Annotated in this window: 20 protein-coding genes; 9 read left to right on the top strand and 11 right to left on the bottom strand. The window is 66.6% G+C overall.

Annotated elements, in window-relative coordinates; genetic code table 11:
- Window positions 1–55: 55 nt before the first annotated feature.
- The 9 genes from K410_RS0113875 to K410_RS40365 form a co-directional block, all read right to left on the bottom strand.
- Window positions 56–538, bottom strand: a complete 483-nt coding sequence (locus tag K410_RS0113875; RefSeq protein ID WP_028135434.1) for a cytochrome c-type biogenesis protein — start codon at window positions 536–538, stop codon at window positions 56–58.
- Window positions 539–542: 4 nt separating this feature from the next.
- Window positions 543–2525: a heme lyase CcmF/NrfE family subunit gene (locus K410_RS0113870; RefSeq protein ID WP_028135433.1), complete on the bottom strand. Its 1983-nt coding sequence runs from the start codon at window positions 2523–2525 to the stop codon at window positions 543–545.
- Window positions 2522–3046: a cytochrome c maturation protein CcmE gene (ccmE, locus tag K410_RS0113865; protein WP_028135432.1), complete on the bottom strand. Its 525-nt coding sequence runs from the start codon at window positions 3044–3046 to the stop codon at window positions 2522–2524. The genes K410_RS0113870 and ccmE overlap by 4 nt, the downstream gene beginning before the upstream one ends.
- 37 nt (window positions 3047–3083) lie before the next feature.
- Window positions 3084–4190: a c-type cytochrome biogenesis protein CcmI gene (gene ccmI, locus K410_RS0113860; protein WP_028135431.1), complete on the bottom strand. Its 1107-nt coding sequence runs from the start codon at window positions 4188–4190 to the stop codon at window positions 3084–3086.
- A gap of 131 nt (window positions 4191–4321) precedes the next feature.
- Window positions 4322–4591, bottom strand: a complete 270-nt coding sequence (locus tag K410_RS0113855) for a hypothetical protein (protein ID WP_028135430.1) — start codon at window positions 4589–4591, stop codon at window positions 4322–4324.
- 98 nt (window positions 4592–4689) lie between these two features.
- Window positions 4690–6090, bottom strand: a complete 1401-nt coding sequence (locus K410_RS0113850; RefSeq protein ID WP_028135429.1) for a hypothetical protein — start codon at window positions 6088–6090, stop codon at window positions 4690–4692.
- Between the two features lie 159 nt (window positions 6091–6249).
- Entirely contained in the window at window positions 6250–7626 is a 1377-nt protein-coding gene (locus tag K410_RS0113845; protein WP_028135428.1) for a sensor histidine kinase, read from the bottom strand.
- 94 nt (window positions 7627–7720) lie between these two features.
- Window positions 7721–8386, bottom strand: coding sequence for a response regulator transcription factor (locus tag K410_RS0113840; protein ID WP_018315821.1), 666 nt, complete (start codon window positions 8384–8386; stop codon window positions 7721–7723).
- A 225-nt stretch (window positions 8387–8611) separates the two neighbouring features.
- Complete coding sequence (locus tag K410_RS40365; RefSeq protein ID WP_187435894.1) at window positions 8612–8767, bottom strand: hypothetical protein; 156 nt, start codon at window positions 8765–8767, stop codon at window positions 8612–8614.
- 233 nt (window positions 8768–9000) lie between these two features.
- Between K410_RS40365 and ku the strand changes: the two genes are divergently transcribed.
- The 8 genes from ku (at window position 9001) to K410_RS0113785 (ending at window position 19643) form a co-directional block, all read left to right on the top strand.
- Window positions 9001–9978 carry a non-homologous end joining protein Ku gene (gene ku / locus K410_RS0113830; protein WP_028135427.1) on the top strand — a complete coding sequence of 326 codons (978 nt, stop codon included), beginning with the start codon at window positions 9001–9003 and terminating at the stop codon, window positions 9976–9978.
- A gap of 59 nt (window positions 9979–10037) precedes the next feature.
- Window positions 10038–10274, top strand: coding sequence for a hypothetical protein (locus tag K410_RS0113825; RefSeq protein WP_028135426.1), 237 nt, complete (start codon window positions 10038–10040; stop codon window positions 10272–10274).
- Between the two features lie 249 nt (window positions 10275–10523).
- Entirely contained in the window at window positions 10524–10688 is a 165-nt protein-coding gene (locus tag K410_RS0113820; protein WP_028135425.1) for a Flp family type IVb pilin, read from the top strand.
- A gap of 97 nt (window positions 10689–10785) precedes the next feature.
- Entirely contained in the window at window positions 10786–12327 is a 1542-nt protein-coding gene (locus tag K410_RS0113815) for a thymidine phosphorylase family protein (RefSeq protein ID WP_028135424.1), read from the top strand.
- A complete protein-coding gene (locus K410_RS0113810; protein ID WP_028135423.1) occupies window positions 12324–13244 on the top strand; it encodes a ribose-phosphate diphosphokinase in 921 nt (306 codons plus the stop codon). The genes K410_RS0113815 and K410_RS0113810 overlap by 4 nt, the downstream gene beginning before the upstream one ends.
- On the top strand, window positions 13241–14836 hold the full coding sequence (locus K410_RS0113805; protein ID WP_028135422.1) for an MBL fold metallo-hydrolase: 1596 nt from the start codon (window positions 13241–13243) through the stop codon (window positions 14834–14836). The genes K410_RS0113810 and K410_RS0113805 overlap by 4 nt, the downstream gene beginning before the upstream one ends.
- A gap of 1062 nt (window positions 14837–15898) precedes the next feature.
- Window positions 15899–17533, top strand: coding sequence for a thiamine pyrophosphate-requiring protein (locus K410_RS0113790; RefSeq protein ID WP_028135421.1), 1635 nt, complete (start codon window positions 15899–15901; stop codon window positions 17531–17533).
- Window positions 17534–17684: 151 nt separating this feature from the next.
- On the top strand, window positions 17685–19643 hold the full coding sequence (locus tag K410_RS0113785; RefSeq protein WP_049820036.1) for a GAF domain-containing sensor histidine kinase: 1959 nt from the start codon (window positions 17685–17687) through the stop codon (window positions 19641–19643).
- A gap of 3 nt (window positions 19644–19646) precedes the next feature.
- Here K410_RS0113785 and K410_RS0113780 read toward each other — a convergent pair whose 3' ends face one another.
- Together K410_RS0113780 and K410_RS0113775 are read right to left on the bottom strand one after the other, a co-directional pair.
- Window positions 19647–21230 (bottom strand): MDR family MFS transporter, encoded by a 1584-nt coding sequence (locus K410_RS0113780; RefSeq protein WP_028135419.1) that lies wholly within the window; start codon window positions 21228–21230, stop codon window positions 19647–19649.
- Window positions 21231–21386: 156 nt separating this feature from the next.
- On the bottom strand, window positions 21387–21902 hold the full coding sequence (locus K410_RS0113775) for a YcgN family cysteine cluster protein (protein ID WP_028135418.1): 516 nt from the start codon (window positions 21900–21902) through the stop codon (window positions 21387–21389).
- 291 nt (window positions 21903–22193) lie between these two features.
- Between K410_RS0113775 and K410_RS0113770 the strand changes: the two genes are divergently transcribed.
- Complete coding sequence (locus K410_RS0113770; RefSeq protein ID WP_028135417.1) at window positions 22194–24473, top strand: transglycosylase domain-containing protein; 2280 nt, start codon at window positions 22194–22196, stop codon at window positions 24471–24473.
- Window position 24474: the final 1 nt, after the last annotated feature.

Here is a 24474-nt window from a genome sequence, read left to right as displayed (position 1 = left end):
GGCGGTGAGCCAGCGATCTACGTAGGACTACGTGGCCACGACGATGATCGCGTGGCTACGGAGATTTGGTCTCCTCGGACATCAAGGCCGCGAGCTTCGCTTTTTCGTCGGCCGTCAGCGGCGGCGCAGGTACGTCTGCACCGCCATGGGCGCGACGCCGGATTTGCAGCCACAACGCCACGCCGCCCCCGATCAGCAGCAGCGGTCCGAGCAGCCACAGCAGCGCGTTTTGACGCTCGAAGCGCGGCTTCAACAGCACGAACTCGCCGTAGCGCGCGACCAGGAAATCGAGCACCTGCGAATTGCTGTCCCCGGCGCCGATGCGCTCGCGCACCAGGAGCCGCAGGTCGCGCGCCAGGGGCGCATCGGAATCGTCGATCGACTGATTCTGGCAGACCATGCAGCGCAGCTCGCGCGACAGCTCGCGCGCACGGGCTTCCTTGGCGGGATCCGACATGATCTCGTCGGGCTGCACCGCGTGGGCCGCAGGCAAAGCCAGCAGCATCAGCAAGGCGAACGCGGCCATGATCCGGCGCATTGGATCACTCCGCCGGCTGGAGGCGCTGCTTGGCCCGCGCCGGCTTCGGCGCGCCGACCCGCAGCCGCCGGTCGGACAGCGACAGCACGCCGCCGAACGCCATCAGCACCGGCCCCCACCAGATCATGAGCACCATCGGCTTGTAATAGATGCGCACGGCGATGGCGCCCTCGGCGTTGGCGTCGCCGAGCGAGATATAGAGCTGGCTCGCGCCGCGCGTCAGCAGCGCGGCCTCGGTGGTCGAGGAGCCGCGGGTGGTGAAGCTGCGCTTGGACGGCGTCATGACGCTGAGCGGGGCGCCGTCGCGGCTGACGTTGAACTCGGCGATCATCTCGCGATAGTTCGGGCCCTGACGCTGCAGCACGCCGTCGAGCTTCACGTCGAAGCCGGCGATGTGGGCGACCTCGTTCTGCTTCATCGTCGCGATATATTCGCTGTTCCAGGTGGTCTCGCAGACGATCCCGATCAGCGCCACGCCGAGGCCGGCATGCGCAAACGCGGTGCCCCAGGCCGAGCGCGGCAGGCCGCGCGCCCGGTGCAGCACGGTTGCGAACGGCAGCCGCACGAGACCGGTCCGCTCGACGATGTCGGTGACCGCGCCGGCGATGACGAAGACGCCGAGCCCGATCGCGAGCGGCGCCAGCGTGCTGCCGCCGGTCGCCCAGCCCCAGGCGATGGCGACGGCGGCAAGGCCGGCGACGCCCGCAGCGAGCAGGCGCTGCGTCACGCCGAGCAGGTCGCCGCGCTTCCACGCCAGCATCGGCCCGAACGGCACGGCCAGCAGCAACAGGGCAAACAGCGGTGCGAAGGTCAGGTTGTAGAACGGTGCACCGACCGACATCTTGAAGTCGGCGAGCATTTCCATCGCCAGCGGATAGAGCGTGCCGAACAGCACGACGGCGCAGGCGACCGTGAGCAGCAGATTGTTCAGGACCAGCGCGCCCTCGCGCGAGATCGGCGCGAACAGGCCGCCCTGCTTCAACGAAGTGGCGCGGCCTGCGAACAGGGACAGGCTGCCGCCGATGAACAGGCACAGGATCAGCAGGATGAACACGCCGCGGGTGGGATCGGTGGCGAAGGCGTGCACCGAGGTGATGACGCCCGAGCGCACCAGGAAGGTGCCGAGCAGCGACAGCGAGAAGGTCAGGATCGAGAGCAGGATGGTCCAGACCTTCAGCGCGTTGCGCTTCTCCATCACCAGCGCCGAATGGAGCAGCGCGGTGCCGGAGAGCCACGGCATCAGCGAGGCGTTCTCGACCGGATCCCAGAACCACCAGCCGCCCCAGCCGAGCTCGTAATAGGCCCAGTACGAGCCCATGGCGATGCCGAGCGTCAGGAAGATCCAGGCGACCAGCGTCCACGGCCGCACCCAGCGCGCCCAGGCCGCGTCGATCCGTCCCTCCATCAACGCCGCGATGGCGAAGGAGAACGAGATCGAGAAACCGACATAGCCGAGATAGAGCATCGGCGGATGCACGGCGAGCCCGATGTCCTGAAGCACCGGATTGAGATCGCGTCCCTCGATCGGCGGGCTCGCGATACGCAGGAACGGGTTCGACGTCACGAGGATGAAGAGATAGAAGGCGCCGGCGACCCAGGCCTGGACTGCGAGCACATGCGCGCGCAGCGACAGCGGCAAGTTGTTGCCGAAGGCGGCGACCAGCCCGCCGAACAACGCGAGGATCGACACCCACAACAGCATCGAGCCTTCATGGTTTCCCCAGACGCCGGTGATCTTGTAGAGCAGCGGCTTCATCGAATGGGAATTCTCGTAGACGTTGGCGACCGAGAAATCCGAGTTCACGTGCAGCATCACGAGAGCCGTGAACGAAGCGCCGACGAACAGAAGCTGCGCCAGCGCCGCGGAGCGCGCCACGTTCATGAGCGCCGCGTCGCGCAGGCGCGCGCCGATCAGGGGCACGATCGACTGGATCAGTGCGAGCCCAAGCGCCAGCACCAGGGCGTAATGTCCGGTTTCTGCGATCACCGCACCGCTCCTTGCGGATTGCCCTGCGCCGTCGTCGCCGGCCTGCCCGCATCAGACGTCTTGCCGCCGTCAGCGGGCTTGCCGCCGTAATCGTCCTTCCAGTGCCCCTGCTTCTTCAGGGCATCGGCGACGTCCCTGGGCATGTAGGTCTCGTCATGCTTGGCAAGCACGGTATCGGCCTTGAACACGCCGTTGGCGTCGAGCGCACCTTCAGCGACGACGCCCTGCCCCTCGCGGAACAGGTCGGGCAGGATGCCCTTGTAAGCTACCGGCAGCTTGGCATTGCCGTCGGCGACCTCGAAGGTCACCGCGAGATTGTCCCCACGCTGCAGCGAGCCGGGCTGCACCAGCCCACCGAGACGAAACCGCTTGCCCGGCTCGATGTGCTTCTCGGCGACCATGGTCGGCGTCGAGAAGAATACGATGGAGTCGCGAAGGGCGTTGAGCACCAGCGCGGCCGCGAGCGCGAGCACGGCGAGCGAGCCGCCGATGATGGTCATACGTCGCTGCTTGCGCGTCATGGCGTATCCGTTCTCCGCTTCTGTCGTCCCGACATCGTCATCCGCCGAGCCCGAGCGTCCTGAGGCCTTCGTTGAGCTGGCGAAGCCGCTCGCCATCGCTGGCCACCGCCTGCCGGGCATCGGCCGACGCCCCCATCGCCTTGTCCCGCTCGCCCATCACGAGATAGGCGCGCACCAGGCGCAGCCAGCTCTCGACGTCGTCGCCGTTCTGCTTCAAGCGGGTGGCCAGACGTTCGACCATGCCCCGCACCATCGCGTTGCGATCGCCTTCGGCCATGTCCTTGGACGCGGCAATCGTCTCATCGGACAGCGCCGGCATCGTGCCGCCGCCGCCGACCCGAGCCAGCGAGGTCTGCACCAGGGCGCGCCAGGGCGCATCGGCGGGCGCTTTCGCAAGCAGCCCGCGCCAGATATTGGCTGCATCGTCCTTGCGGCCGTCCTGCTCGGCGGCGAGACCTAGGAAGTAATTGGCCTTGGGATCGTCCGCGTCCAGCGCGTGGGCCCGCTCGAACTCGGTCTTGGCCTCGGCGGTCACCACGCCGCCGGCGGCGGCCGCGATCGCTTCGCCGAGATCGGCCCGGCGCTCCGCGCTTTCGCCATTGTAGGTGAGCGAGTTGCGATAGGCGCGCACCGCATCGTCGAACCGGCCGAGCCGCTGCAGCACCGGCGCGAGCACGTTCCAGCCGCGGCCGTCGGTTGGATTCGTCTCCAGATGCTGCTGGACCTGGGCGACGAGATTCTCGAGCGACTGCGCCTTGCCCGGCACGCGCTCCCGTTGCGCCAGCGGAAAGTCCTGAAGCTTCGGCGAGCCGAGCGGCATGTAGACGCCGATCGCAACGAGCGGCAGTCCGGCGAGCGCCAGCACGGCTGCGACACGGCGCCATGTCACGTTCGACGTCGCTGCCATCGCGGGCTCGCTGGCCGCCGCGGCAAGCAGCCTGCGGCTGATCTCGATGCGCGCGGCCTCGGCGTCGGGCGCCGGAATCGAGCCTGCGGCGAGATCACGCTCGATCTCGGCCAGCTGGTCCTTGTAGACCGCGACCTCGCTACCTTGATCTTGCGCGCGTCCCTTGCGGCCAAGCGGCCACAGCACGGCGAAAATCGCCGCGACCGTCATCAGCGCGAACACGAACCATAGCGTCATCTGGCAAGTTTCCGGCAGCGCACGAAGTGCGCCCATAGGTGCCTTTACACCACGGCCGGACGATGCGGCAATTGACAATTGTCAATTCGGCGCGACCGCACGCAGTCTCGAAACGATGCGAATCCAACGGCTTAGCCGATCTCGAAATCCGCACTTTGCGCGGCCTGCTCGCCGTGGCCGTTGAAGGCCTTCAGGAAATACGTTCCCGGCGTGACGGCCTCCGGCAATCTGATGCGCAGCGCGCCAACGGGAACCGGCGACGCAACCCGCGTGATGGTCTCGGACCATTGCCGGCCGCTTGCCTTCTCGACCAGCACCACTTTGGCGCCGACCATCAGCCTTTGATACTTGGCAACGACGACACGGTTCTCAATTTCGATCGAGCTGATGACGGGTTTCATGCGCCACAAATAGATGTCCCCCGGATTTCTACGGGGACCGTACGGCGCGCTACCGCCACCGTCAACCAGAAATTGTGATCACGAAAATATGCGCTTAATCAGCTCGCGCGCGACGATTTGCGCTCGCCGGTAGCGGCGTTTTGCGCGGCCCGGCTCATCAGCGAGGCGTAATCGTCGCCAAACAGCACCTGGCAGAAGCGAATCGCGGCGTCCACCTGCTGTTGCCGATAGGTGCGGACCTTATGATCGGCGGCGCGCAACGACTGCACCAGCTGCTCGGTCGAGCGTTCGACATATTGCTGGAGATCGGAATAGGTGCGCAGCGTCACCTCGTTGATCGCAAGCTCGCTCGCATAATTGCGGCAGGTCGCGACGAAATCGATCAGCGCCAAGGTCTCCTCCACCTCGGTACCGTCGATCCGCGCGCCCGGCGGAATGTCCTTCTCGGGCCGCTGGCGCAGGATGCGGCGGACCCGGCCGGGAACGCTGTCGATCTCGGATTGCAGCGCGTTGGAGATGTCGGCCCGGATCGAGATCAGCTGCTTGCCCCAGGCGGAATCGTTGCGCAGGTCGAGCTCGGTGCGCAGGCCGCGCACGCCGTCATGCAACGCTTTGAGATTACCGGCCACGTTGTCGAAATGGCCGCGCTTGATGTCCATGCGCAAGGTGGCCGCGACACAGGACAGATCGTGCAGCGCGATCGTGATGGCAGCACCGTAAGGCGTCGCCGCGACGCGGATCTCGTCGTCGGAGGCGGCGATCTTGATGGCAAGGCGAATGATCTGCCACGGCGCGGTCATCCGCTGCACCACGACCGACAGCGCGAAGGGCAGCATTTGCGGCGTCTGCAGCACCGGAATGTTGAGCGCCGACGTCACCGAGGCGATCTGGGAATCGCCGAATGCGCGCAAGGTCCGCGGCAGCTTCTCGTTCAGGCTGGCGATGGCCTCGCGGACCTGGAGCACCGCTCCGATCGAGTAGAGGTCCTCGATCACGTTGGGCGGGCCGACCCGGGCCAGCGCCCGCGATTTGTCGCCGCCACCGGGACCCGTCAACGCGAAAATGGCGTCCGCAGCCGCGGCCTGGAGCTTCAGTGCCAAGGCCTCGACCTGCCCCGCACTGTCGGCGGGCATGCGGGCCAGCGCGGCCTCGAATTCGTTGATCTTGGCCGGCGCGCCGTCCCGGCCGAGCCATTGCCAGATCGGCTGGAGCGAGGAGCGGCGAATCTGGCCGACCCGGATCGGGACGCCGGCTTCGACCAGGAACGGTTCCAGCACCTGGAACAGCAGCCGCGACAGATCGTCCGTGCGCGGCGGCGGGGCTTCGTCGGCCTCGGTCTTGCGGACGATCTTGCGCAACTGCTCGAGCACGAGGGTCGCCACCGCCGTGTCCTGGCCGCGCTCGAGCGCACGCTCGAACTCCCGCATCAGCAGCGCCTGCGCCTGCGGCGGGAGCTGCGCGAGATATTCCCTCAGCCGCTCGATCGATGTCTGGCTCATGCGCCCGGGTAATGCACGGTGAAATCGCGGACATGGATGCGTCCGGGCGCGATCATAGGAGGGCCCACTTAAGAAGCCGTTTAGGAAGTCGGGCCGAATCCCCTTGGCCGGCGTCGGCCGGCCCTTGGCGAAGGCGAAAATCCACGCCGGAACAACGGATTATATTCCCGGAAGGATCAGCTCGGCGCGCAGGCCGCCGGTCGGCGCGCCGCCGAGCGAGAGGCTGCCGCCGTAGAGCGCGGCGAGGTCGGTCACGATCGACAGCCCCAATCCCGAGCCGGGCTTGGACTCGTCGAGCCGCTGGCCGCGCCGGGAGACCTGGGCGCGCTCGGCCTCCGACAGGCCGCGGCCGTCGTCGTCGACGACGATCCGCAGCCGCGGGCCCGCCCCCGCCTGGGGCGGCGGATCCACCAGGACCTCGATGAAAACGCGCGAGACCGCCCATTTGCAGGCATTGTCGACGAGATTGCCGACCATCTCCTCCAGATCCTGGCGCTCGCCGCGAAATTTCGCCGACGGATCGGCCTTGGCCTCGACCAGGATGCCGCGATCGCGATGGATCTTCTCCATGGTCCGCCGCAGCGCCTCGATCGCGGGCGCCACCTCCGTCACGGTTGCGACCACGGAGACCCGCGCGGCGATGCGGGCGCGCTCCAGATGATGGGCGACCTGGTCGCGCATCACGTCCGCCTGCTCCATCACCTTGGCCGCGAAGGGATCGGCAATGTGGGCGCCGGCCTCGTTGACGATGACCGAGAGCGGCGTCTTGATCGCGTGGGCGAGATTGCCGACATGGGTGCGCGCGCGCTCGACGATCTCGCGATTGGCGTCGATCAGCGCGTTGGTCTCGCGCGCCAACGGCGCGATCTCGACCGGGAATTCGCCCTCGAGCCGCTCCGCCCGCCCGGAGCGGATGTCGGCGATCGATTCCGAGATGCGCTTGAGCGGCGCCAGGCCGAAACGGACCTGGAACACGGTCGTCAGCAGCAGCACGATGCCGAGCGCGGTGAAGGTGCCGCCGAGATAATAATCGAAGCTACGCGTCTCGTCGAAAATCTCGGTGTCGTCGCCGGCGACGCTGACCAGGAACTTGCCGTCGGCGCCGAGATCGACGGGACGCTCGACCATGCGCAGGTTCTGCCCTTCGGGCCCGTCGACATAGGCAAGGCGAATGCCGGCCGCGGTGAGCTCGGCGCCCTGCTCCTCCAGCTTCGGCAGCTTCTTGTCCCAGAGCGAGCGCGAGGAGCGCACTTCCGGCTTTTCGGTGTCGGTCCGCGTGATCTGCCAGTACCAGCCCGACAGCGGCAGCTCGAACAGGGGCTCGCCCAGCGACTGGAACTGGCGATCCGGCGGTTCGTCGGGGGTGGCGACCTCGGCGATCAGGGTACGCAGATAGAGGTTGAGCCGGCGGTCGAAGGCGCGCTCGGTGGCGTCCTTGTAGACCGACGACAGCACCACGCCGGTGATGGCCAGGATGACCACGAGCCAGGCGGTCGCCGACAGGAACAGCCGGTTGGCAAGTGAGCTAGCGGCCATCGGAAATATCCCGGGAGGCGCAGGATGGCGGGGCGTCGGCGGTCATGACCGGACCAAGGCCCCTGTCGGGCAGCCCGTCAAGCCCCGGACCGCGTCAGGCGGCCGGCGGGGTCAGGAGATAGCCGAGGCCGCGGACGGTCTGGATGATGTCGACATCGAGCTTCTTGCGGATGCGGCCGACGAAGACCTCGATCGTGTTGGAGTCGCGGTCAAAGTCCTGGTCGTAGAGATGCTCAACCAGCTCGGTGCGGGAGACCACCCGCCCGGAATGGTGCATCAGGTAGGCCAGAAGCCGATATTCGTGCGAGGTCATCTTGACGGGATTGCCCGACACGCTGACCCGGCCGGTCCTGGTATCGAGCGTGACGGGACCGCAGCTGAGCTCGCTCTGGGCATGGCCGGTGGAGCGGCGCAGCAGCGCGCGGATGCGTGCCAGAACTTCCTCCAGGTGGAACGGTTTGGCGACGTAGTCGTCGGCCCCGGCGTCGAACCCCTGCACCTTGTCGCTCCAGCGATCGCGTGCGGTGAGGATCAGGACCGGCATGGTGCGGCCGTTGCGGCGCCAGGCCTCCAGCACCGAGATGCCGTCCTTCTTCGGCAGGCCGATGTCGAGCACGACGGCATCGTACGGCTCGTTGTCGCCGAGATAGTGCCCCTCTTCCCCGTCGAAGGCCCGATCGACGACATAGCCGGCGTCGGTCAGCGCCTTGGTGAGCTGGCGATTGAGATCAGGGTCGTCCTCAACAACGAGCAGGCGCACGCTTCTCTCCAGCAATAGACCGCGACAACACGGCAACAGATGAGCAATTCCGGCGTGAACTGAATATGAACGCGGGGAACCTGCCGCCTTACTTTTTGGTCATATAGGATGTCGATAGCCGACGCGACTGCGCCCGCCCTGCGGCCGGACCGAACCGGCAGCAGGGCGGGCGCAATGTGCCGCGTACCCGCGGCAGGTCTGAAGAGTCCGCCTTCCTCTCGGCCCTCAGGTCCGGAAGAACACGAACCAGACGACGGCGAGGATCAGGATAGCAAGGCCGGTCGAAATGGCGAGCAGTGCCGCCACCGAAGGTCCGGGCTCGCCCTGGCGCGCCTCGGTCGGAGTTTCCACGATCTGACGCTGCTCTCGCGTGGTTGCCATGATGCCCTCAATCTGGATGTCGCTTCGATTAGCCGCGACCTCCTCGCAGCTGATGTCAGGGCCAACGCGTGATGGGATATGATGTTCCGGCCCTTGCGCCCGGATCGGGCAGCGACAGCAGGGCGCAGCGGCCGGTTAACGCAGTTGGAAGATTCAGCAACCGACCTTGCTTTGATTCGTTGTTCCTCGATGGTATCCTTATAAGTCTGTCTCTGTTGCGTTTGGAGTAGCCCATGGCCCCCCGCGCCAATTGGAAGGGTTTTCTGCGTCTGTCGCTCGTGACCTGCCCGGTTGCGCTCTACCCGGCCACTTCGGATACCGAGAAGGTCTCCTTCAACCAGATCAACCGCAAGACCGGCCACCGGATCAAGTACCTCAAGGTCGACGCCGAGACCGGCGACGAGGTGACCTCCGAGGACATCGTCAAGGGCTACAAGGTCGACACCGATACTTACATCGAGGTCACCAAGGACGAGCTCGACGAGATCGCGCTCGATTCCACCCACACGATCGAGATCGACGAGTTCGTGCCGAAGACCGACATCGACAACCGCTATCTGATCCGTCCCTATTATCTCGTGCCGGACGGCAAGGTCGGCCACGACGCCTATGCCGTGATCCGCGAGACCATCCGCAGCATGGACAAGGTCGCCATCGGCCGCGTGGTGCTGACCAACCGCGAGCACATCATCGCGCTCGAGCCGCTCGAGAGCGGGCTGATGGGCACGCTGCTGCGCTACCCCTACGAGGTCCGCAGCGAGACGGAATATTTCGACGACATCCAGGACGTGAAGCTCACCAAGGACATGCTCGACCTCGCCCGGCACATCGTCGAGAAGAAGTCCGGCGCGTTCGAGCCGGAGCTGTTCGAGGATCATTACGAAACCGCCCTGATCGATCTCATCAACAAGAAGCGCAGCGGCATGCCGATCGCAGCCAAGGCGGCGCCGAAGACCGGCGGCAACGTCATCAACCTGATGGACGCGCTGAAGAAGAGCATCGCGAACGAGAAGGACACAGCGCCCGCAGCGAAGGTCGCCAAGGAGGCCAAGGCCAGGAAGCCGAAGAAGCGCGTCGAGGGCCAGCGCGAGATGCTGCTGCCGATATCCGGCAAGGGCGGCAAGGATGCTGCGGCGAAGGCGAAGGAGGCTCCAAAGAAGGCCGCCGACAAGCCGGTCCGCGCGCCGGCGCGGGCGAAGAAGGCGGGCTGACAGCGCCGCATCCTGCAATCACGCCGTGATGTCACTCCTCGCGGATCGGGCCGCCTGACATGCCCTGGTCGACGGCGTTCGACGATCCCGTGCGCGTGAGCAGCAGGCGCACGCTGATCACGCTCCAGGACGCCGCGGACTACATCATGCAGCTGCCCGAGGACGCCCAGCGCGAGGTGCACTGGCAGACCGCCGTCGAAACCCTGATCAATGCGGCCGAGACGGGCGGCGGCTGGGTGATGTTCGCCCGTATCGCCATGTTGCGGGCCCTGAACGCGCCCGGACGGCGCCGATGAACGCGCTGGCCCGGCAAACAGCCTCAACAATCCGTTAAGCGGCACCCTCCTCCTGATGCGACCGCGAGGGACTACCGATTTGAATCCATTTGGACGCACCGGCGGAACCCTAATTTAATGACTGCCGTCGTATCAGCGGAGGCGCGATCGCGCGGGCTTAATTTTTTGGCGCACCAAGCTTATTCGATCTATTGACGAATTCGATGACGACGCGACCATACGTTGGATCGGATGAACAGGAGTTGGGCAATGCGTTTGCTTAGGTCTTTCCTTGCCGATGAGAATGGTGCGACCGCCATCGAGTACGGCCTCATCGCCGCGGGGATCGCGCTGGCGATCGTGACCGCCGTGAACGGCACCGGCAGCGCACTCCTCGCCAACAAGTTCGAGGCGATCAGCACGGCGATCAAGTAACGCCGGCCGCGGTCGCGCCGGCCATGATCTGCGTCAACAGCATCAGCGCCGCCACGTCTAAGCATGAAGGCCGAGTTTCCTCGCTGCCGGCCTGTCCATGCATCCAGAGCTTTCGCACGCCCAATTGAAGATCCGCCGGGTCCGGCTCGACACCGGCCGCGAGAACGTCGTCGTCCTCTCCAGAAAGTCGAAGGCGCTGCGCGCCGAGCTCTTCCGCGGCTTCAGCCGCGTCGAGCTGCGCCAGGGCGACAAGGTCATGCTGGCGACCCTGCTGATCACGGACGACGATACGCTGGCGGCACCGGACGAGATCGGACTGTCCGAGCCGGCGTTCCGGCGCTTCGCGCAAGGCGTGGGCACGCAGGTCACGGTCAGGCCCGCCGTGCCTCCGGAGAGCCTGGAGGCGGTGCGCGCCAAGATCCGCGGCCGAACCTTGAGCCAGGCCGAGATCGGCGCGATCATCAACGACCTCGCCCATTATCGCTACTCGGACATGGAGATCGCCGCCTTCCTGATCGGCTCGGCGAGCTTCATCACCAGCGACGAGCTGCTCGCCCTCACCGGTGCGATGGCCCAGGCCGGCACCCAATTGGTGTGGCCGTCCCCGATCGTCGTCGACAAGCATTGCATCGGCGGCATCCCCGGCAACCGCACCTCGATGGTCGTGGTGCCGATCGTCGCCGCGCACGGCCTGCCGATCCCCAAGACCTCCTCGCGCGCCATCACCTCGCCTGCCGGCACCGCCGACACGATGGAGGTTCTGGCGCGGGTGAATGTCGGCGCCGAGGAGATGAAGGCGATCGTCTCGGCCTGCAACGGCTGCCTGATCTGGGGCGGGCACGTGAACCTGTCGCCGGCCGACGACGTCCTGATCTCGGTCGAGCGTCCGCTCAGCCTCGATACCCGCGAGCAGATGGTCGCCTCGATCATCTCCAAGAAGATCGCGGCCGGCTCGACCCATCTGCTGATCGACATTCCGGTCGGCCCGACCGCGAAGGTCACCAGCGGCGTCGAGGCGATGCGACTGCGCAAGCTGTTCGAATTCGTCGGCGACCGCTTCGGCCGCTCCGTCGAGGTGATCGTGACCGACGGAAGCCAGCCGATCGGCAACGGCATCGGGCCCGTGCTCGAGGCCAATGACGTCATGGCGGTGCTCGGCAACGAGCCCGATGCGCCGCGCGACCTGCGCGAGAAGTCGCTGCGGCTCGCCGCGCATCTGCTGGAGTACGATCCGAAGCTGCGCGGCGGCGCCGGCTATGCGCGGGCGCGCGAATTGCTCGATAGCGGCGCGGCGTTGAAGCAGATGCAGAAGATCATCGACGCCCAGGGTCCGTCGACCTGCAGCAACGAGCTGGGATCGCTCAGCTTCGACGTCGAGGCTTCCCATGACGGCACCGTGTCCGCGATCGACTGCCTGCGTCTGAACCGCCTCGCCCGCACCGCCGGCGCGCCGCTCGACAAGGGCGCCGGCATCCGCCTGTTCAAGAAGATCGGCGATCGCGTCGAGCAGGGCGAGCCGCTCTATCGCGTCTACACGTTCGACCGCCCCGAGCATGATCTGGCTGCCGATGCCGCCACTGAGGAGACCGGCTACGTCGTCAACGGTCACGAGGCCCCGCAGCGCAAGTCGGCCTCGTGAGCACGATCGCGCTCCAGACATTGCCCGGCGGCCGCGATGCGGCGAGGCCCCTTGCGGCCCGGCTCGGGCTGTCCTGCGCCGAGATCGTCGTGCATCGTTTTCCGGACGGCGAGCTGCGCGTCACCGTCGCGCCCGCCGCCGACACCACTCTGCTCTATGCCCCGCTCGATCAACCCAATGACAAGCTGATCGCCCTGCTGTTCGCCGCGGAGGCCTTGCGGCGCGATGGCGCGAAGCGGCTGGTGCTGGTCGCGCCCTATCTCTGCTACATGCGGCAGGACGCTGCCTTTCATGCCGGCGAAGCCATCAGCCAGCATGCGGTGGGCGGTCTGCTCGCAAGGACCGTCGACCGCATTGTCACCGTCGATGCGCATTTGCATCGCACCCCCGACATCAGATCGGTGTTTCCAGGTATCGAAGCGGAGAACCTGTCCGCCATGCCAGCGATCGCGAACGCGCTGGCGACGGGCGGCATCGACCCCGCGACCGTCGTGATCGGGCCCGACATGGAGTCCGAGCCCTGGGTGAGCGACATCGCGCGCCGGCTGCGCTTGCAGCACACAATGGCGCGAAAGACGCGGCATGGCGATCGATCCGTTTCGATCGACTTTGCCGATCCCGGCCTGCTGTCGGGACGGCCCGCGCTGCTGGTGGACGACATCGTCTCTTCCGGCACGACGCTGATCGCCGCGGCCAGGGCGCTGGCGGCGATGGGCGCGACCGCGGTCGATGCGGTCGTGACGCACGCGCTGTTTCGGCCGGCGATGATCGCTGCATTCACTGAAGCCGGCATCCGGTCGATCCGCTCGACCGACAGCGTGCCGCATCCGACCAATGCGATTGCGCTCGACGAGAGTCTTGCGGCCGCCTTGCGGTCCGAACTACCGACGACACAGCTTCCGGAGACAATTCCATGAGCATTACCGTTCGATTCTGCGGTGCCGCCCGCACCGTGACCGGGTCGAGCTATCTGTTCCAGACCGCAAGCGGCCGCTTCCTGGTCGATTGCGGTCTGTTCCAGGGCCAGAAGACGCTGAAGGAGCTCAATTACGGCGCCTTTCCGTTTCGTCCCGCCGATATCGATGCCGTGCTGCTCACGCATGCCCATATCGACCACAGCGGCCTGTTGCCGAAGCTGGTGCGAGGAGGGTTCGAGGGACCGATCCTGGCAACGCGCGGCACGATCGACCTCTGCTCCTACATGCTGCCCGACGCCGGCAGCATCCAGGAATCGGAAGTCACGCAGCTCAACCGGCGCAACGCCTCGCGCGGGCGCAAGGAGGTGCACCCGATCTACACGCAGGCCGATGCGATCGCATCGCTGCAATCGTTTCGCGCGGTCGACTATGAACGCTGGACCGACGTGATCCCGGGCGTCCGCGCGCGCTACTGGAACGCCGGCCATCTGCTCGGCTCGGCCTCGATCGAGCTGGAGATCGCCGAGCACGGCGCACCGCGTCCGCTGCGCGTGCTGCTCTCCGGCGACGTCGGGCCGGAGGCCAAGCTGCTGCAGCCCGATCCCGAAGCGCCAACCGATTTCGACTACGTCATTTCGGAAGCGACCTATGGCGACCGGATACGCGAGGCCACGACACCCGCACTCCGCCGCAAGCACCTCGCCGCCGAGGTACGCGACGCCGCGGCGGCCGGCGGAGCGCTGCTGATCCCCGCCTTCGCGGTCGAGCGCACCCAGGAGCTGATCGTCGATCTCGTCGACCTGATGGAGCACGGCGAGATTCCGACCGCACCGATCTTCCTCGATTCTCCGCTCGCGATCCGCGCCACCGAAGTGTTCCGCCGGCATTCCGAGAGCCTCGACCCATCCGTCGACGCCACCCGCCTGCTCAACTCTCCGCATCTCAAGTTCACCGAAACCCCGGACGAGAGCAAGGCGATCATGCGCCTGTCCGGATTCCACATCATCATCGCCGCGAGCGGCATGTGCGACGCCGGCCGCATCCGCCATCATCTGAAGCGCTGGCTCTGGAACGAGCGCGCGACCGTGCTGCTCGCCGGCTTCCAGGCCAACGGCACGCTCGGCCGTTTCCTTCAGAACGGCGCCAAGGCGGTGCGGATCCAGGGCGAGGAGATCAAGGTCGCAGCCCGCATCCGCATGATCGACGAATATTCGGGCCATGCCGACGGGGCCGGCATGGCCAGCTGGATCGCGGCGCGCCGCCCCATCGCTCGCGGGCTGTTCCTGGTCCATGGCGAGGAAGGCGCGGTCGCGGGACTCGCCGAGCGCGTCGCCGGGCGCATCATTCCGGCGGCCAGGGTCTACCAGCCGATCCTGGACGACATCTACGAGCTCGCCACGCCGGAGCCGCGCGTGCTCGACGTCGATCACCGCCGGCGGCTCGCGCCGGAGGCCGTGACCCGTCTCGACTGGCACAACGAGATGTCCGAGCTCGTGCTCGACATCAGCGACAGGATCGGAGCCGCTGCCGACGACCGCGCCCGTGGCGTCATTATCCGAAGGCTGCGCCGCGCGCTGGAGGAGAAGGCGTAGCGGACGCCGGTCGCGACCGCGTCTCTCGTGTCCCGGACGCGCTGCAACGTTCTTCACGTTGCGGCGCAGAGCCGGGACCCATCTTCCCGATGATCGCGCTCTGCGACATGGGCCCGGCTCTGCAGCGGCACGAGACCGATTTCAGGCGATAGACATACCTTCTCATCCTCGCGGCTTGTTTCGCCCGAGCTTTGCTGCCTCTTCCGCCCTTTTGAAAGCAAGGGCGCAGGGAAGGCCGGGCGCCGGCTGGCACCCGAAGTCCCGCGTGTGCGAAAAGAACGCGCACGGGGTGGACGACAGGTGATGCCGGTCGCCCGGCCTTCCCTGCGCGATGGTTTTCACGGTGTCCTTCGTGCTCTCCTCGGGGAGCGTTGCACTATTGCCCCCGTCGTCTTGCGGCTGATCGATGCGCGCACCGGTCGGCCGCCACATCACCGCAAGACTTGACGCCAGAACCCCGGGCGTCAGGACCACACGACTTCTCCGTCCGCGCACATCCCCGTCCGCCTTCCCGACAGCTGGCGTGCGCTCGCTGCCGAGACCGAACAAAGGACGCTGTCAGCGCCGTGTCGTACCGCGCCTGTCGCTGCTCACGGTTTCCCGCCCTGCAAGCCCCATCGCGCGCCGACGCCGTCGCGGCCACCGCATCCCGGCCCGCGTCTCGTGACGATCGCGAAACGCCCCTTGTGGCGGGCGGGATGTCCAGCTTGTACGGCAAAAGCGAATTTCTGTAAATACGAATATTTTAGCGCACGGCTATCGACCTAGGGCTGGGGTGTTTTGCCCGTCGTGCACCACAACGGATGGTGGCCCCGCTTTCGCTCGCCCATCGCCTGCAGCCATCCTTCGAGACGCCCGCCCTTGGCGGGCCCTCAGGATGAGGACTGACTTGCGTTGGCGTCCGCGCTCAGATGCTGAGGCGCCAACGCAATCGCCCGCACATCGGCGCCTGCATGGCTGACCTCCGATCGCCGCGACCTGGAGCGCTTGTCCATCACGCCGTTTCCTGATCCTCTCTCCCCAATCGCCGGATCAACCGGCCTTGCCTGGGAGAGAGACGCCATGAAGCTCGGCACCGCCATTGCGGAAATCATGCGGCGCGAGGGGATCGAGATCCTCTGCGGCTATCCGGTCAACCATCTGATCGAGCATGCGGCGAAGGCCGAGATCCGCCCCGTGATGGTGCGGCAGGAGCGCGTCGGCATCCACATGGCGGATGCGATCTCGCGCGTGACCTCGGGGCGCTCGATCGGCGCGTTCTGCATGCAGCATGGGCCCGGCGCGGAGAATGCGATGGGCGGCGTCGCGCAATGCTTCGGCGAGTCCGTGCCCGTGCTGGTGCTGCCTATGGGCTATCAGCGCCGGCTGGCGCATATCGAGCCGAACTTCAATTCCAGCGAGGCGATGAAGCCGTTTGCGAAGTCGTCCGAGCCGATCATCCTGGCGGCTGAGGTCGCCAACATCTTCCGCCGCGCCTTCACCAAGTTGAAGAATGGCCGCGGCGGGCCCGTCATCGTCGAGATCCCCGCGGACATGTGGAACGAGGAGGTGCCGGAGCCGCTCGCCTACACACCGGTTCTGCGCACGCGCTACGGCGCCGATCCCGTGCATGTCAAGGAAGCCGCCAGCCTGCTCGTCAATGCCAAGCGGCCGGTGATCTATGCCGGCCAGGGCGTGCATTACGCGCAGGCCTGGCCGCAGTTGAAGCGGCTCGCCGAGCGGCTGGCGATCCCCGTCACCACCAGCTTGGGAGGCAAATCCTCGTTCCCGGAAACGCATCCGCTCTCGCTCGGCTCCGGCGGCCTTGCTGTGCCGCGCGCGGTGCCGAAATTCCTCGGCGAAGCCGACGTCATCTTCGGCATCGGCTGCTCGTTCACCGAAACGAATTTCGGCATCGCGATGCCGAAGGGCAAGACCATCATCCATTCCACGCTCGATCCCAACCATCTCAACAAGGATGTGGAGGCCAGGATCGGCCTGGTCGGCGATGCCGGCCTGGTGCTCGACGCGCTGCTGGAGGAGATCGGCAGGACCGTCACCGCGGATCGCGACGCCTCGACTGTTGCGGCCGAGATCGCGGCCTCGCACCGGGAGTGGCTGGCGAAATGGATGCCGAAGCTCACCAGCAACGACTCCCCGCTCAGCCCCTATCGCGTGCTGTGGGACTTGCAGCACACGGTCGATATCGACAACACCATCATCACGCACGATGCCGGCAGCCCGCGCGACCAGCTCTCGCCGTTCTGGAAGTCGACAAAGCCCCTCACCTATCTCGGCTGGGGCAAGACGACACAGCTCGGCTACGGCCTGGGGCTGGCGATGGGCGCCAAGCTCGCCAAGCCCGACAAGCTCTGCATCAACGTCTGGGGCGATGCGGCCATCGGCTTCACCGGCATGGATTTCGAGACCGCGGTGCGCGAGCGCATCCCGATCATGTCGATCCTGCTCAACAATTTCTCGATGGCGATCGAGCTGAAGGTGATGCCGATCTCGACCGAAAAATATCGCTCGACCGACATTTCCGGCGACTACGCCGCGATGGCGCGCGCCTTCGGCGGATATGGCGAGCGGGTGACGAGGCCGGAGGATATCGTCCCCGCGATCAGGCGCGGCATCCAGAAGACGCAGGAAGGCGTTCCGGTGCTGCTGGAGTTCATCACAGCCAAGGAGACCGAGGTGTCGCGGCCGGGCACGTGAGCCGGGGCGCCTACGATGGCGTCCAACTGCTTGCGCAGCCGTCCACCTCTCCCCAGCGGGGAGAGGTGAACCCCGACGCTGGCTCCCGCCGCGGAAGATGTGATAATCCGGCCTCGTGCCGCGCCTGTCGCGGCATCAAGCCGGATCAGGAATGACCAACTCTCCGAACGACATCGCCGCTGAGCTCGCAGCCGAGAACGCGCGGCTGCGCAGCGAGCTGACGATTGCGCGCGATCGCCAGAGCGCCAGCGCCGAGATCCTGCGCAATATCGCGGCCTCGCCCTCCGACACCCGTCCGGTCTTCGAGGCGATTGCGTCGAGCTCCAAGCGCCTGCTGGGCGGCTTTTCCGCCACCGTGCTTCAGTTCATCGGCGACGAGTTGCACCTGGTGGCCTACACGCCGACCAGCCCGGAGGCGGACGAAGGGCTGAAGGCCTCGTTCCCGCGCAAGATCACGGAGTTTCCGACCTTCGCGCTGGTGCGCGGCGGCGAAACGATCCAGTTTCCCGACAGCGAGGCCGACGACGTTCCGGAACTGAACCGCGAGCTGGCGCGGCTGCGCGGCTTCCGCAGCGTGCTGTTCATGCCGCTGATGAACCGGGGCACGCCGGTCGGCATGATCAGCGTCACGCGCGCTGAGCCGGGCGCGTTCGCGCCCGACCTCGTGCAGCTGCTGCAGACCTTCGCCGACCAGGCCGTGATCGCGATCGAGAATGCGCGCCTGTTCAACGAGACGAAAGCGGCGCTGGAGCGCCAGACCGCGACGGCCGACATCCTGAAGGTGATGGCCGCCTCGCCGTCCGACGTGCAGCCGGTGTTCGACGCCATCGCCGCCAACGCCAACCGGCTGATCGGCGGCTTCTCGACGGCGGTGCTGCGCTATGTCGACGGCGCCGCGCACCTTGCGGCGTTCACACCGACCGATCCGGCCGGCGATCGCGTGCTGCAGGCCTCGTTCCCGGTGCCGTTCGCGCGGTTTCCGCCTTACGGGCTCGTCGCCAATGGCACGGCGGCGCAGCTGCCCGACACCGAGCTCGAGCCGGCCGCGCGCGACATCGCGCGTGCCCGCGGCTATCGCAGCATGTTGTTCGCGCCCTTGATGAGCGAGGGCGAAGCCATCGGCATCATCATCGCGACGCGCCGCGCGACCGGTGCCTTCGCCGAGCATCACGTCCGCCTGTTGCAGACCTTCGCCGATCAGGCCGTGATCGCGATCAAGAATGTCAGCCTGTTCAACGAAGTCGCGCGCCGCACCGAAGAGCTCGCAAGGTCGCTCGAGGATCTGCGCGCGGCGCAGGACCGGCTTGTGCAAACCGAGAAGCTGGCATCGCTCGGCCAGCTCACCGCCGGCATCGCGCACGAGATCAAGAATCCGCTCAACTTCGTCAACAATTTTGCCTCGCTCTCCGCCGAACTGGCCGACGAGCTGAACGAGGTGCTGGCGCCGGCCGCCCTCGCAGACGCCGTTCGCGCGGATGTCGACGAGCTCACGGGACTTCTGAAGGCCAATCTCGGCAGGATCGTGCAGCACGGACGGCGCGCCGATTCCATCGTCAAGAACATGCTGCTGCATTCGCGCGAGGGCGGCGGCGAGCAGCGCCTGAGCGACGTCAACGCGGTGGTCGAGGAAAGCCTCAACCTCGCCTATCACGGCGCGCGGGCCGAGCAGCCGCAATTCGACGTGACGCTCGAACGCGACCTCGATCCGGCGGCCGGCTCGGCCGAATTGTTCCCGCAGGAGATCACGCGGGTGCTGCTGAACCTGATCGGAAACGGATTCCATGCGGTCACCAAACGCAAGGCGGAGAGCGAGGCGGCCGGTTATGAGCCGGTCGTGAGCGCCGCGACCCGCGACCGCGGCGATCAGGTCGAGATCCGCATTCGCGACAACGGCACCGGCATCCCGGACGAGGTGAAGGAGAAGATGTTCGACCCGTTCTTCACCACCAAGCCGGCCGGTGAAGGCACCGGCCTCGGACTGTCGATGAGCCACGACATCGTGGTGAAGCAGCATGGCGGCACCATCGAGGTCGCGACCAAGCCCGGCGCGTTCACCGAATTCACGATTCTACTGCCGCGGAAGAGCAGCTTCCCGGATACTGCGAGCTGAGCCCTACTCCGCCATCTCGACGGGCTGCTTCGCCGAAGGCCCGGCCAGCGGCCGCTCCTCCATCGCGATCAGGCACAGCGCGGCCACGGTCATCAGCGCGGTGGCGGCGCCGAAGACGTAGCGGAAGGCGTGGCGCATGTCGTCGGCGGGAATCGCAACGCTGCCGGCGGCGTGGTGCTCGCCGGCGAGCGGGATGTCGGTGCCGAGCGCGATCAGCAGGATGGCTGCGAAGGCCGCGACCGTGAACGAGGACATCAGCGAGCGGAAGAAGTTCAATGCGCCGGTGATGGTGCCGACCTGCGGCCGGGCGACCGAATTCTGCACCGAGACCACGCAAACCGGAAAGGTGGTGCCGAGGCCGAGCGCAAACGCGGCCATCAGCGTCAAAAGGCCCCAGAGCGGCAGCGTCGTCAGCGTGAGACCGAGGCCGCACAGCGCAGCCCAGGATGTGCCGATGATGGCGACGCGCTTGTAGTGCTTGGCCCGAGCCATCGTGCGCCCGGCGATGGCCGCGCCGAGGGTCGAGACGGCCGCCAGCGGAATCAACGCAAGCCCCGCCTCGCTGGCGCTGAGGTGATAGACGGATTCGTAATAGAGCGGCAGCTGGACCGTGAGGCCCGTGATCGCGCCGAGCGCACAGCCGCCCGCCATCAGCCCGAAGGGCACGACACTTCCGCCGAGCAGCGGCAGCGGCAGGAACGGCTCGTCCGCCCGCCGCGCGTGCCAGACGAAGCTGACGACGAGCGCGACCGCGCCACCCACCATCGCGAGCACGGTCGGCGACAGCCAGGCATAGCGCGTGCCGCCCCAGGTCAGCACCAGCATGAAGACGACGGCCGAGGCCATCAGCAGCACGCCGCCGAGCCAGTCGACCTTGCGCTTGCGGTGGAACACCGGGATCTTCTTCATGTTCGGCAGCAACAGCGCGAGCGCCGCAACCGTGAGCGGCAGGTTGATCCAGAAGATCATCGACCAATGCAGGTGCTCGGCGAACACGCCGCCGATGACCGGGCCTAAGATGCCGCCGACCATCCAGACGCTGGAGAAATAGGCCTGGTACTGGCCGCGCTCGCGCGGGGACACGACGTCCGAGATCACGGTCTGCACGACGGGCATGATGCCGCCGCCGCCGAGCCCCTGAAGACCGCGCGCCAGGATCAGCATCGGCATGTTCGGCGCGATCGCGCACAGCACCGAGCCCGCCACGAACAGGCTGAGCGAGATGATGATCATGGCGCGGCGGCCGTAGATGTCGCTGAGCGTGCCGAACACCGGCGCGACCGCGGTCGAGGCGAGCAGATAGGCGGTGATGACCCAGGAGAGATTGGAGACGTCGTTGAACTGGCGCCCGATGGTCGGCAGCGCGGTCGCCACGATGGTCTGATCGAGCGCCGCCAGGAACATCGTCAGCATCAGGCTGATGACGATGGTGCGGACCTCGTCCTGCGACAGCGGCGCCGGCGGCGTGATGGACGGCGCATCGTCGACGCTGATGACCTCGCTCGGCAGCCGGGACAGCTCCTCGGCGATGTCGTCGGGCAAAGTCTGGGTGTCGGCAGAATTGCCCTGCCGGTCGAACTTGTTCATTTCGCTCGGACGTCGTGGGGCGGCGCAACGCCGCGAAGGATTCGTTCTATGCAGCCCAATCTAGACAGCAAAGTTCTTCCCGGGCAGGCACCGCCGCGCATGGGTGCATCCCGCCCCCGGGCCATCCCGAAGAGGTGATCCGAGGCGCGAGGCGGCTCAGTCCTTCGGACGTCGCTTCAGGCGGGCCCGCCTCGGCAGCAGCGCCGGCCATTGCACGATGTGATCCTCGAGCTCCTGGTCCGGGATCTCCTCCTCGCTGCCTTCGACCCGGCCGCGCACGGAGACGCCGGCTTCATGCACGGTGTTGGGATCGCCTGATACCAGCGGATGCCACCAATAGAGGTCGCGCCCCTCGGCGACGAGCTTGTAGCCGCAGCTCGGCGGCAGCCAGTTCAGGGTGCGGACATTGGCCGGCGTCAGGCGGACGCAATCCGGAACCTTGTCGGAACGATTCGGATAGTCCTTGCAGGCGCAGCTCGCATCATCAAGCAGCTTGCAGCCGACATGGGTGAAGTAGATCTGCCCGGTATCCTCGTCCTCGAGCTTGTTCAGGCAGCAGCGGCCGCACCCATCGCACAGGCTTTCCCATTCGCCCGCCGACATCTCTTCCAACGTCTTGGTTTTCCAGAAGAATCCTTCCTGTCCGGAAGGTCGTTTGGGAGCTGCGGTCATGCGCCTCAACAAAGGTTCGAAAGAGTGACGGCCACGCCATCTAGGGCGTGCGGCCGCGATGGTGCAAGCAAGGCGCCTTTGAGGCCCGTAATGAACCGGGGTCAATTAGGCCTGTTGTTCAAAATCGCGAGCGTGACCATTGGTTTATGGGTCCCGCTCGGCTAGAAGGAACAGCAAGTCCCTCGGATGCTGGCCGGGCGCCTTGGGTTTGCCGCAACATTCCCCCAAGACGTTTCGACGCCGCCCCGGCGGGTGCTTGAACGCTTTTGAAGCGAGCCTCAAGGGTTCCAGGTGCGCCAGATCATACCATCGCATTGGAAGCAGAGGATCCGGAATTTCTTCCTGGATCTCGATGCGCGCATCGACTCTTCGCTGTTCTCCTCGGCCAAGGGCATCCGCGAGCTCTACGAGCGCTACTCGACCTTCATGGACCGGTTCTATGTCGGACGCTGGAAGCGCTGGGTGTTCATCGAGCCGCTGTCGGAGGCGGCGACGCTGGGCCTCGGCGGCCTGGTCGTGATGCTCGCCCTCGCCATCCCCGCCTTCCGCGAGACCGCGGACGAGGACTGGCTGAAGAAGTCCGATCTCGCGGTGAGCTTCCTCGACCGCTACGGCAATCCGATCGGCAGCCGCGGCATCAAGCACAACGACTCGATCCCGCTGGAAGATTTTCCGGACGTGCTGATCAAGGCGACGCTGGCGACCGAAGACCGCCGCTTCTACGAGCATTTCGGCATCGACATCGCCGGCACCGCCCGCGCGCTCGTCACCAACGCGCAGGCCGGCGGCGTCCGCCAGGGCGGCTCCTCGATCACTCAGCAGCTCGCCAAGAACCTGTTCCTGAGCAACGAGCGCACCATCGAGCGCAAGGTCAACGAGGCCTTCCTCGCGATCTGGCTGGAATGGCGCCTGACCAAGAACGAGATCCTCAAGCTGTATCTGGACCGCGCCTATATGGGCGGCGGCACCTTCGGCGTCGACGGCGCGGCGCATTTCTACTTCAACAAGTCGGCACGCGACGTGACCTTGGCGGAAGCCGCGATGCTCGCCGGCCTGTTCAAGGCCCCGACCAAGTACGCCCCCCACATCAACCTGCCCGCCGCGCGCGCCCGCGCCAACGTCGTGCTCGACAATCTCGTCGACGCCGGCTTCATGACCGAGGGCCAGGTGTTCGGCGCCCGCCGCAATCCGGCTTTCGCGGTCGACCGCCGCGACGAGGCCTCGCCGAACTATTATCTCGACTACGCCTTCGAGGAGATGCGCAAGCTGGTCGACACCTTCCCGAAGTCCTACACCGAGCGCGTCTTCGTGGTCCGCACCGCGATCGACACCAACGTGCAGAAGGCGGCCGAAGACGCGGTCGAGAACCAGCTGCGCCAGTTCGGCCGCGACTATCACGCGACGCAGGCTGCGACCGTGGTCGCCGATCTCGACGGCGGCATCCGCGCCATGGTCGGCGGCCGCGACTACGGCGCCAGCCAGTTCAACCGCGCCACCGACGCCTATCGCCAGCCCGGCTCCTCGTTCAAGCCCTACGTCTACACCACCGCGCTGCTGAACGGTTACACGCCGAACTCGATCGTGGTCGACGGCCCGGTCTGCATCGGCAATTGGTGCCCGCAGAACTATGGCCATTCCTATTCGGGCTCGGTGACGCTGACGCAGGCGATCACGCGCTCGATCAACGTGGTGCCGGTGAAGCTGTCGATCGAGATCGGCCGGAAGAACGAGCCCAAGACGCAGAACCCCGCCAAGGTCGGCCGCGCCAAGATCGTCGAGGTGGCGCGCCGCTTCGGTCTCAAGGCGCCACTGCCCGACACGCCGTCGCTGCCGATCGGCTCGGACGAGGTCACCGTGCTCGAGCACGCCGTGGCCTACGCGACCTTCCCCAACCGCGGCAAGGCGGTGACGCCGCATGCGGTGCTGGAGGTGCGCACCGGCGCCGGCGACCTGGTCTGGCGCTGGGACCGCGACGGGCCGAAGCCGCGGCAGGCGATCCCGGCTTCCGTCGCCGCCGACATGGCCGGCATGATGAGCCACGTGGTCAGCGAGGGCACCGCGCGCCGCGCCGCGCTCGACGGCATCCCGACCGCGGGCAAGACCGGCACGACCAATGCGTATCGCGACGCCTGGTTCGTCGGCTACACCGGCAACTTCACCTGCGCGGTGTGGTACGGCAACGACGATTACTCGCCGACCAACCGCATGACCGGCGGCTCGCTGCCGGCGCAGACCTGGCACGACATCATGCTGGCGGCGCATCAGGGCGTCGAGGTCCGGGAGATCCCCGGCATCGGCATGGGCCAGAAGCTGCCGCCGCAGCATGTCAGCAACGCGCAGGCCAACGCGGCGCCGAAGATCCTGGAGACCAAGCCGGGTCCGCCGCCGGTGCTGACCAAGCGCGGCGCCGACATCCTGGTGCGGGTCGAGAAGCTGCTGGACGACGCAGCCAGGACGGCGCGGAAATCGGCGGATGCCGACAGCAAACCATCCCCGGCGACGAGCGCGCTCGCGTTCCCGCAGAACTATGCGGAAGAGAAGGCCAACGCCTCGGCCCCGCGCAAGAACTGAT

The organism is Bradyrhizobium sp. 22 (assembly GCF_000482425.1).
Lineage (GTDB): Bacteria > Pseudomonadota > Alphaproteobacteria > Rhizobiales > Xanthobacteraceae > Bradyrhizobium > Bradyrhizobium japonicum_B.
The sequence above is the reverse complement of the archived record's forward strand: the minus strand, read 5'-3'. Positions and strand labels throughout refer to the sequence as shown.

What these genes read in the sequence shown, in the direction of transcription:
- K410_RS0113780 (WP_028135419.1), bottom strand. Translation starts at nt 21,230, where the DNA reads ATGAACAAGTTCGACCGGCAGGGCAATTCTGCCGACACCCAGACTTTG.
- K410_RS0113850 (WP_028135429.1), bottom strand. Translation starts at nt 6,090, where the DNA reads ATGAGCCAGACATCGATCGAGCGGCTGAGGGAATATCTCGCGCAGCTC.
- K410_RS0113820 (WP_028135425.1), top strand. Translation starts at nt 10,524, where the DNA reads ATGCGTTTGCTTAGGTCTTTCCTTGCCGATGAGAATGGTGCGACCGCC.
- K410_RS40365 (WP_187435894.1), bottom strand. Translation starts at nt 8,767, where the DNA reads ATGGCAACCACGCGAGAGCAGCGTCAGATCGTGGAAACTCCGACCGAG.
- K410_RS0113825 (WP_028135426.1), top strand. Translation starts at nt 10,038, where the DNA reads ATGCCCTGGTCGACGGCGTTCGACGATCCCGTGCGCGTGAGCAGCAGG.
- ccmE (WP_028135432.1), bottom strand. Translation starts at nt 3,046, where the DNA reads ATGACGCGCAAGCAGCGACGTATGACCATCATCGGCGGCTCGCTCGCC.
- K410_RS0113775 (WP_028135418.1), bottom strand. Translation starts at nt 21,902, where the DNA reads ATGACCGCAGCTCCCAAACGACCTTCCGGACAGGAAGGATTCTTCTGG.
- ccmI (WP_028135431.1), bottom strand. Translation starts at nt 4,190, where the DNA reads ATGACGCTATGGTTCGTGTTCGCGCTGATGACGGTCGCGGCGATTTTC.
- K410_RS0113790 (WP_028135421.1), top strand. Translation starts at nt 15,899, where the DNA reads ATGAAGCTCGGCACCGCCATTGCGGAAATCATGCGGCGCGAGGGGATC.
- K410_RS0113855 (WP_028135430.1), bottom strand. Translation starts at nt 4,591, where the DNA reads ATGAAACCCGTCATCAGCTCGATCGAAATTGAGAACCGTGTCGTCGTT.
- K410_RS0113845 (WP_028135428.1), bottom strand. Translation starts at nt 7,626, where the DNA reads ATGGCCGCTAGCTCACTTGCCAACCGGCTGTTCCTGTCGGCGACCGCC.
- ku (WP_028135427.1), top strand. Translation starts at nt 9,001, where the DNA reads ATGGCCCCCCGCGCCAATTGGAAGGGTTTTCTGCGTCTGTCGCTCGTG.
- K410_RS0113815 (WP_028135424.1), top strand. Translation starts at nt 10,786, where the DNA reads ATGCATCCAGAGCTTTCGCACGCCCAATTGAAGATCCGCCGGGTCCGG.
- K410_RS0113805 (WP_028135422.1), top strand. Translation starts at nt 13,241, where the DNA reads ATGAGCATTACCGTTCGATTCTGCGGTGCCGCCCGCACCGTGACCGGG.
- K410_RS0113785 (WP_049820036.1), top strand. Translation starts at nt 17,685, where the DNA reads ATGACCAACTCTCCGAACGACATCGCCGCTGAGCTCGCAGCCGAGAAC.
- K410_RS0113875 (WP_028135434.1), bottom strand. Translation starts at nt 538, where the DNA reads ATGCGCCGGATCATGGCCGCGTTCGCCTTGCTGATGCTGCTGGCTTTG.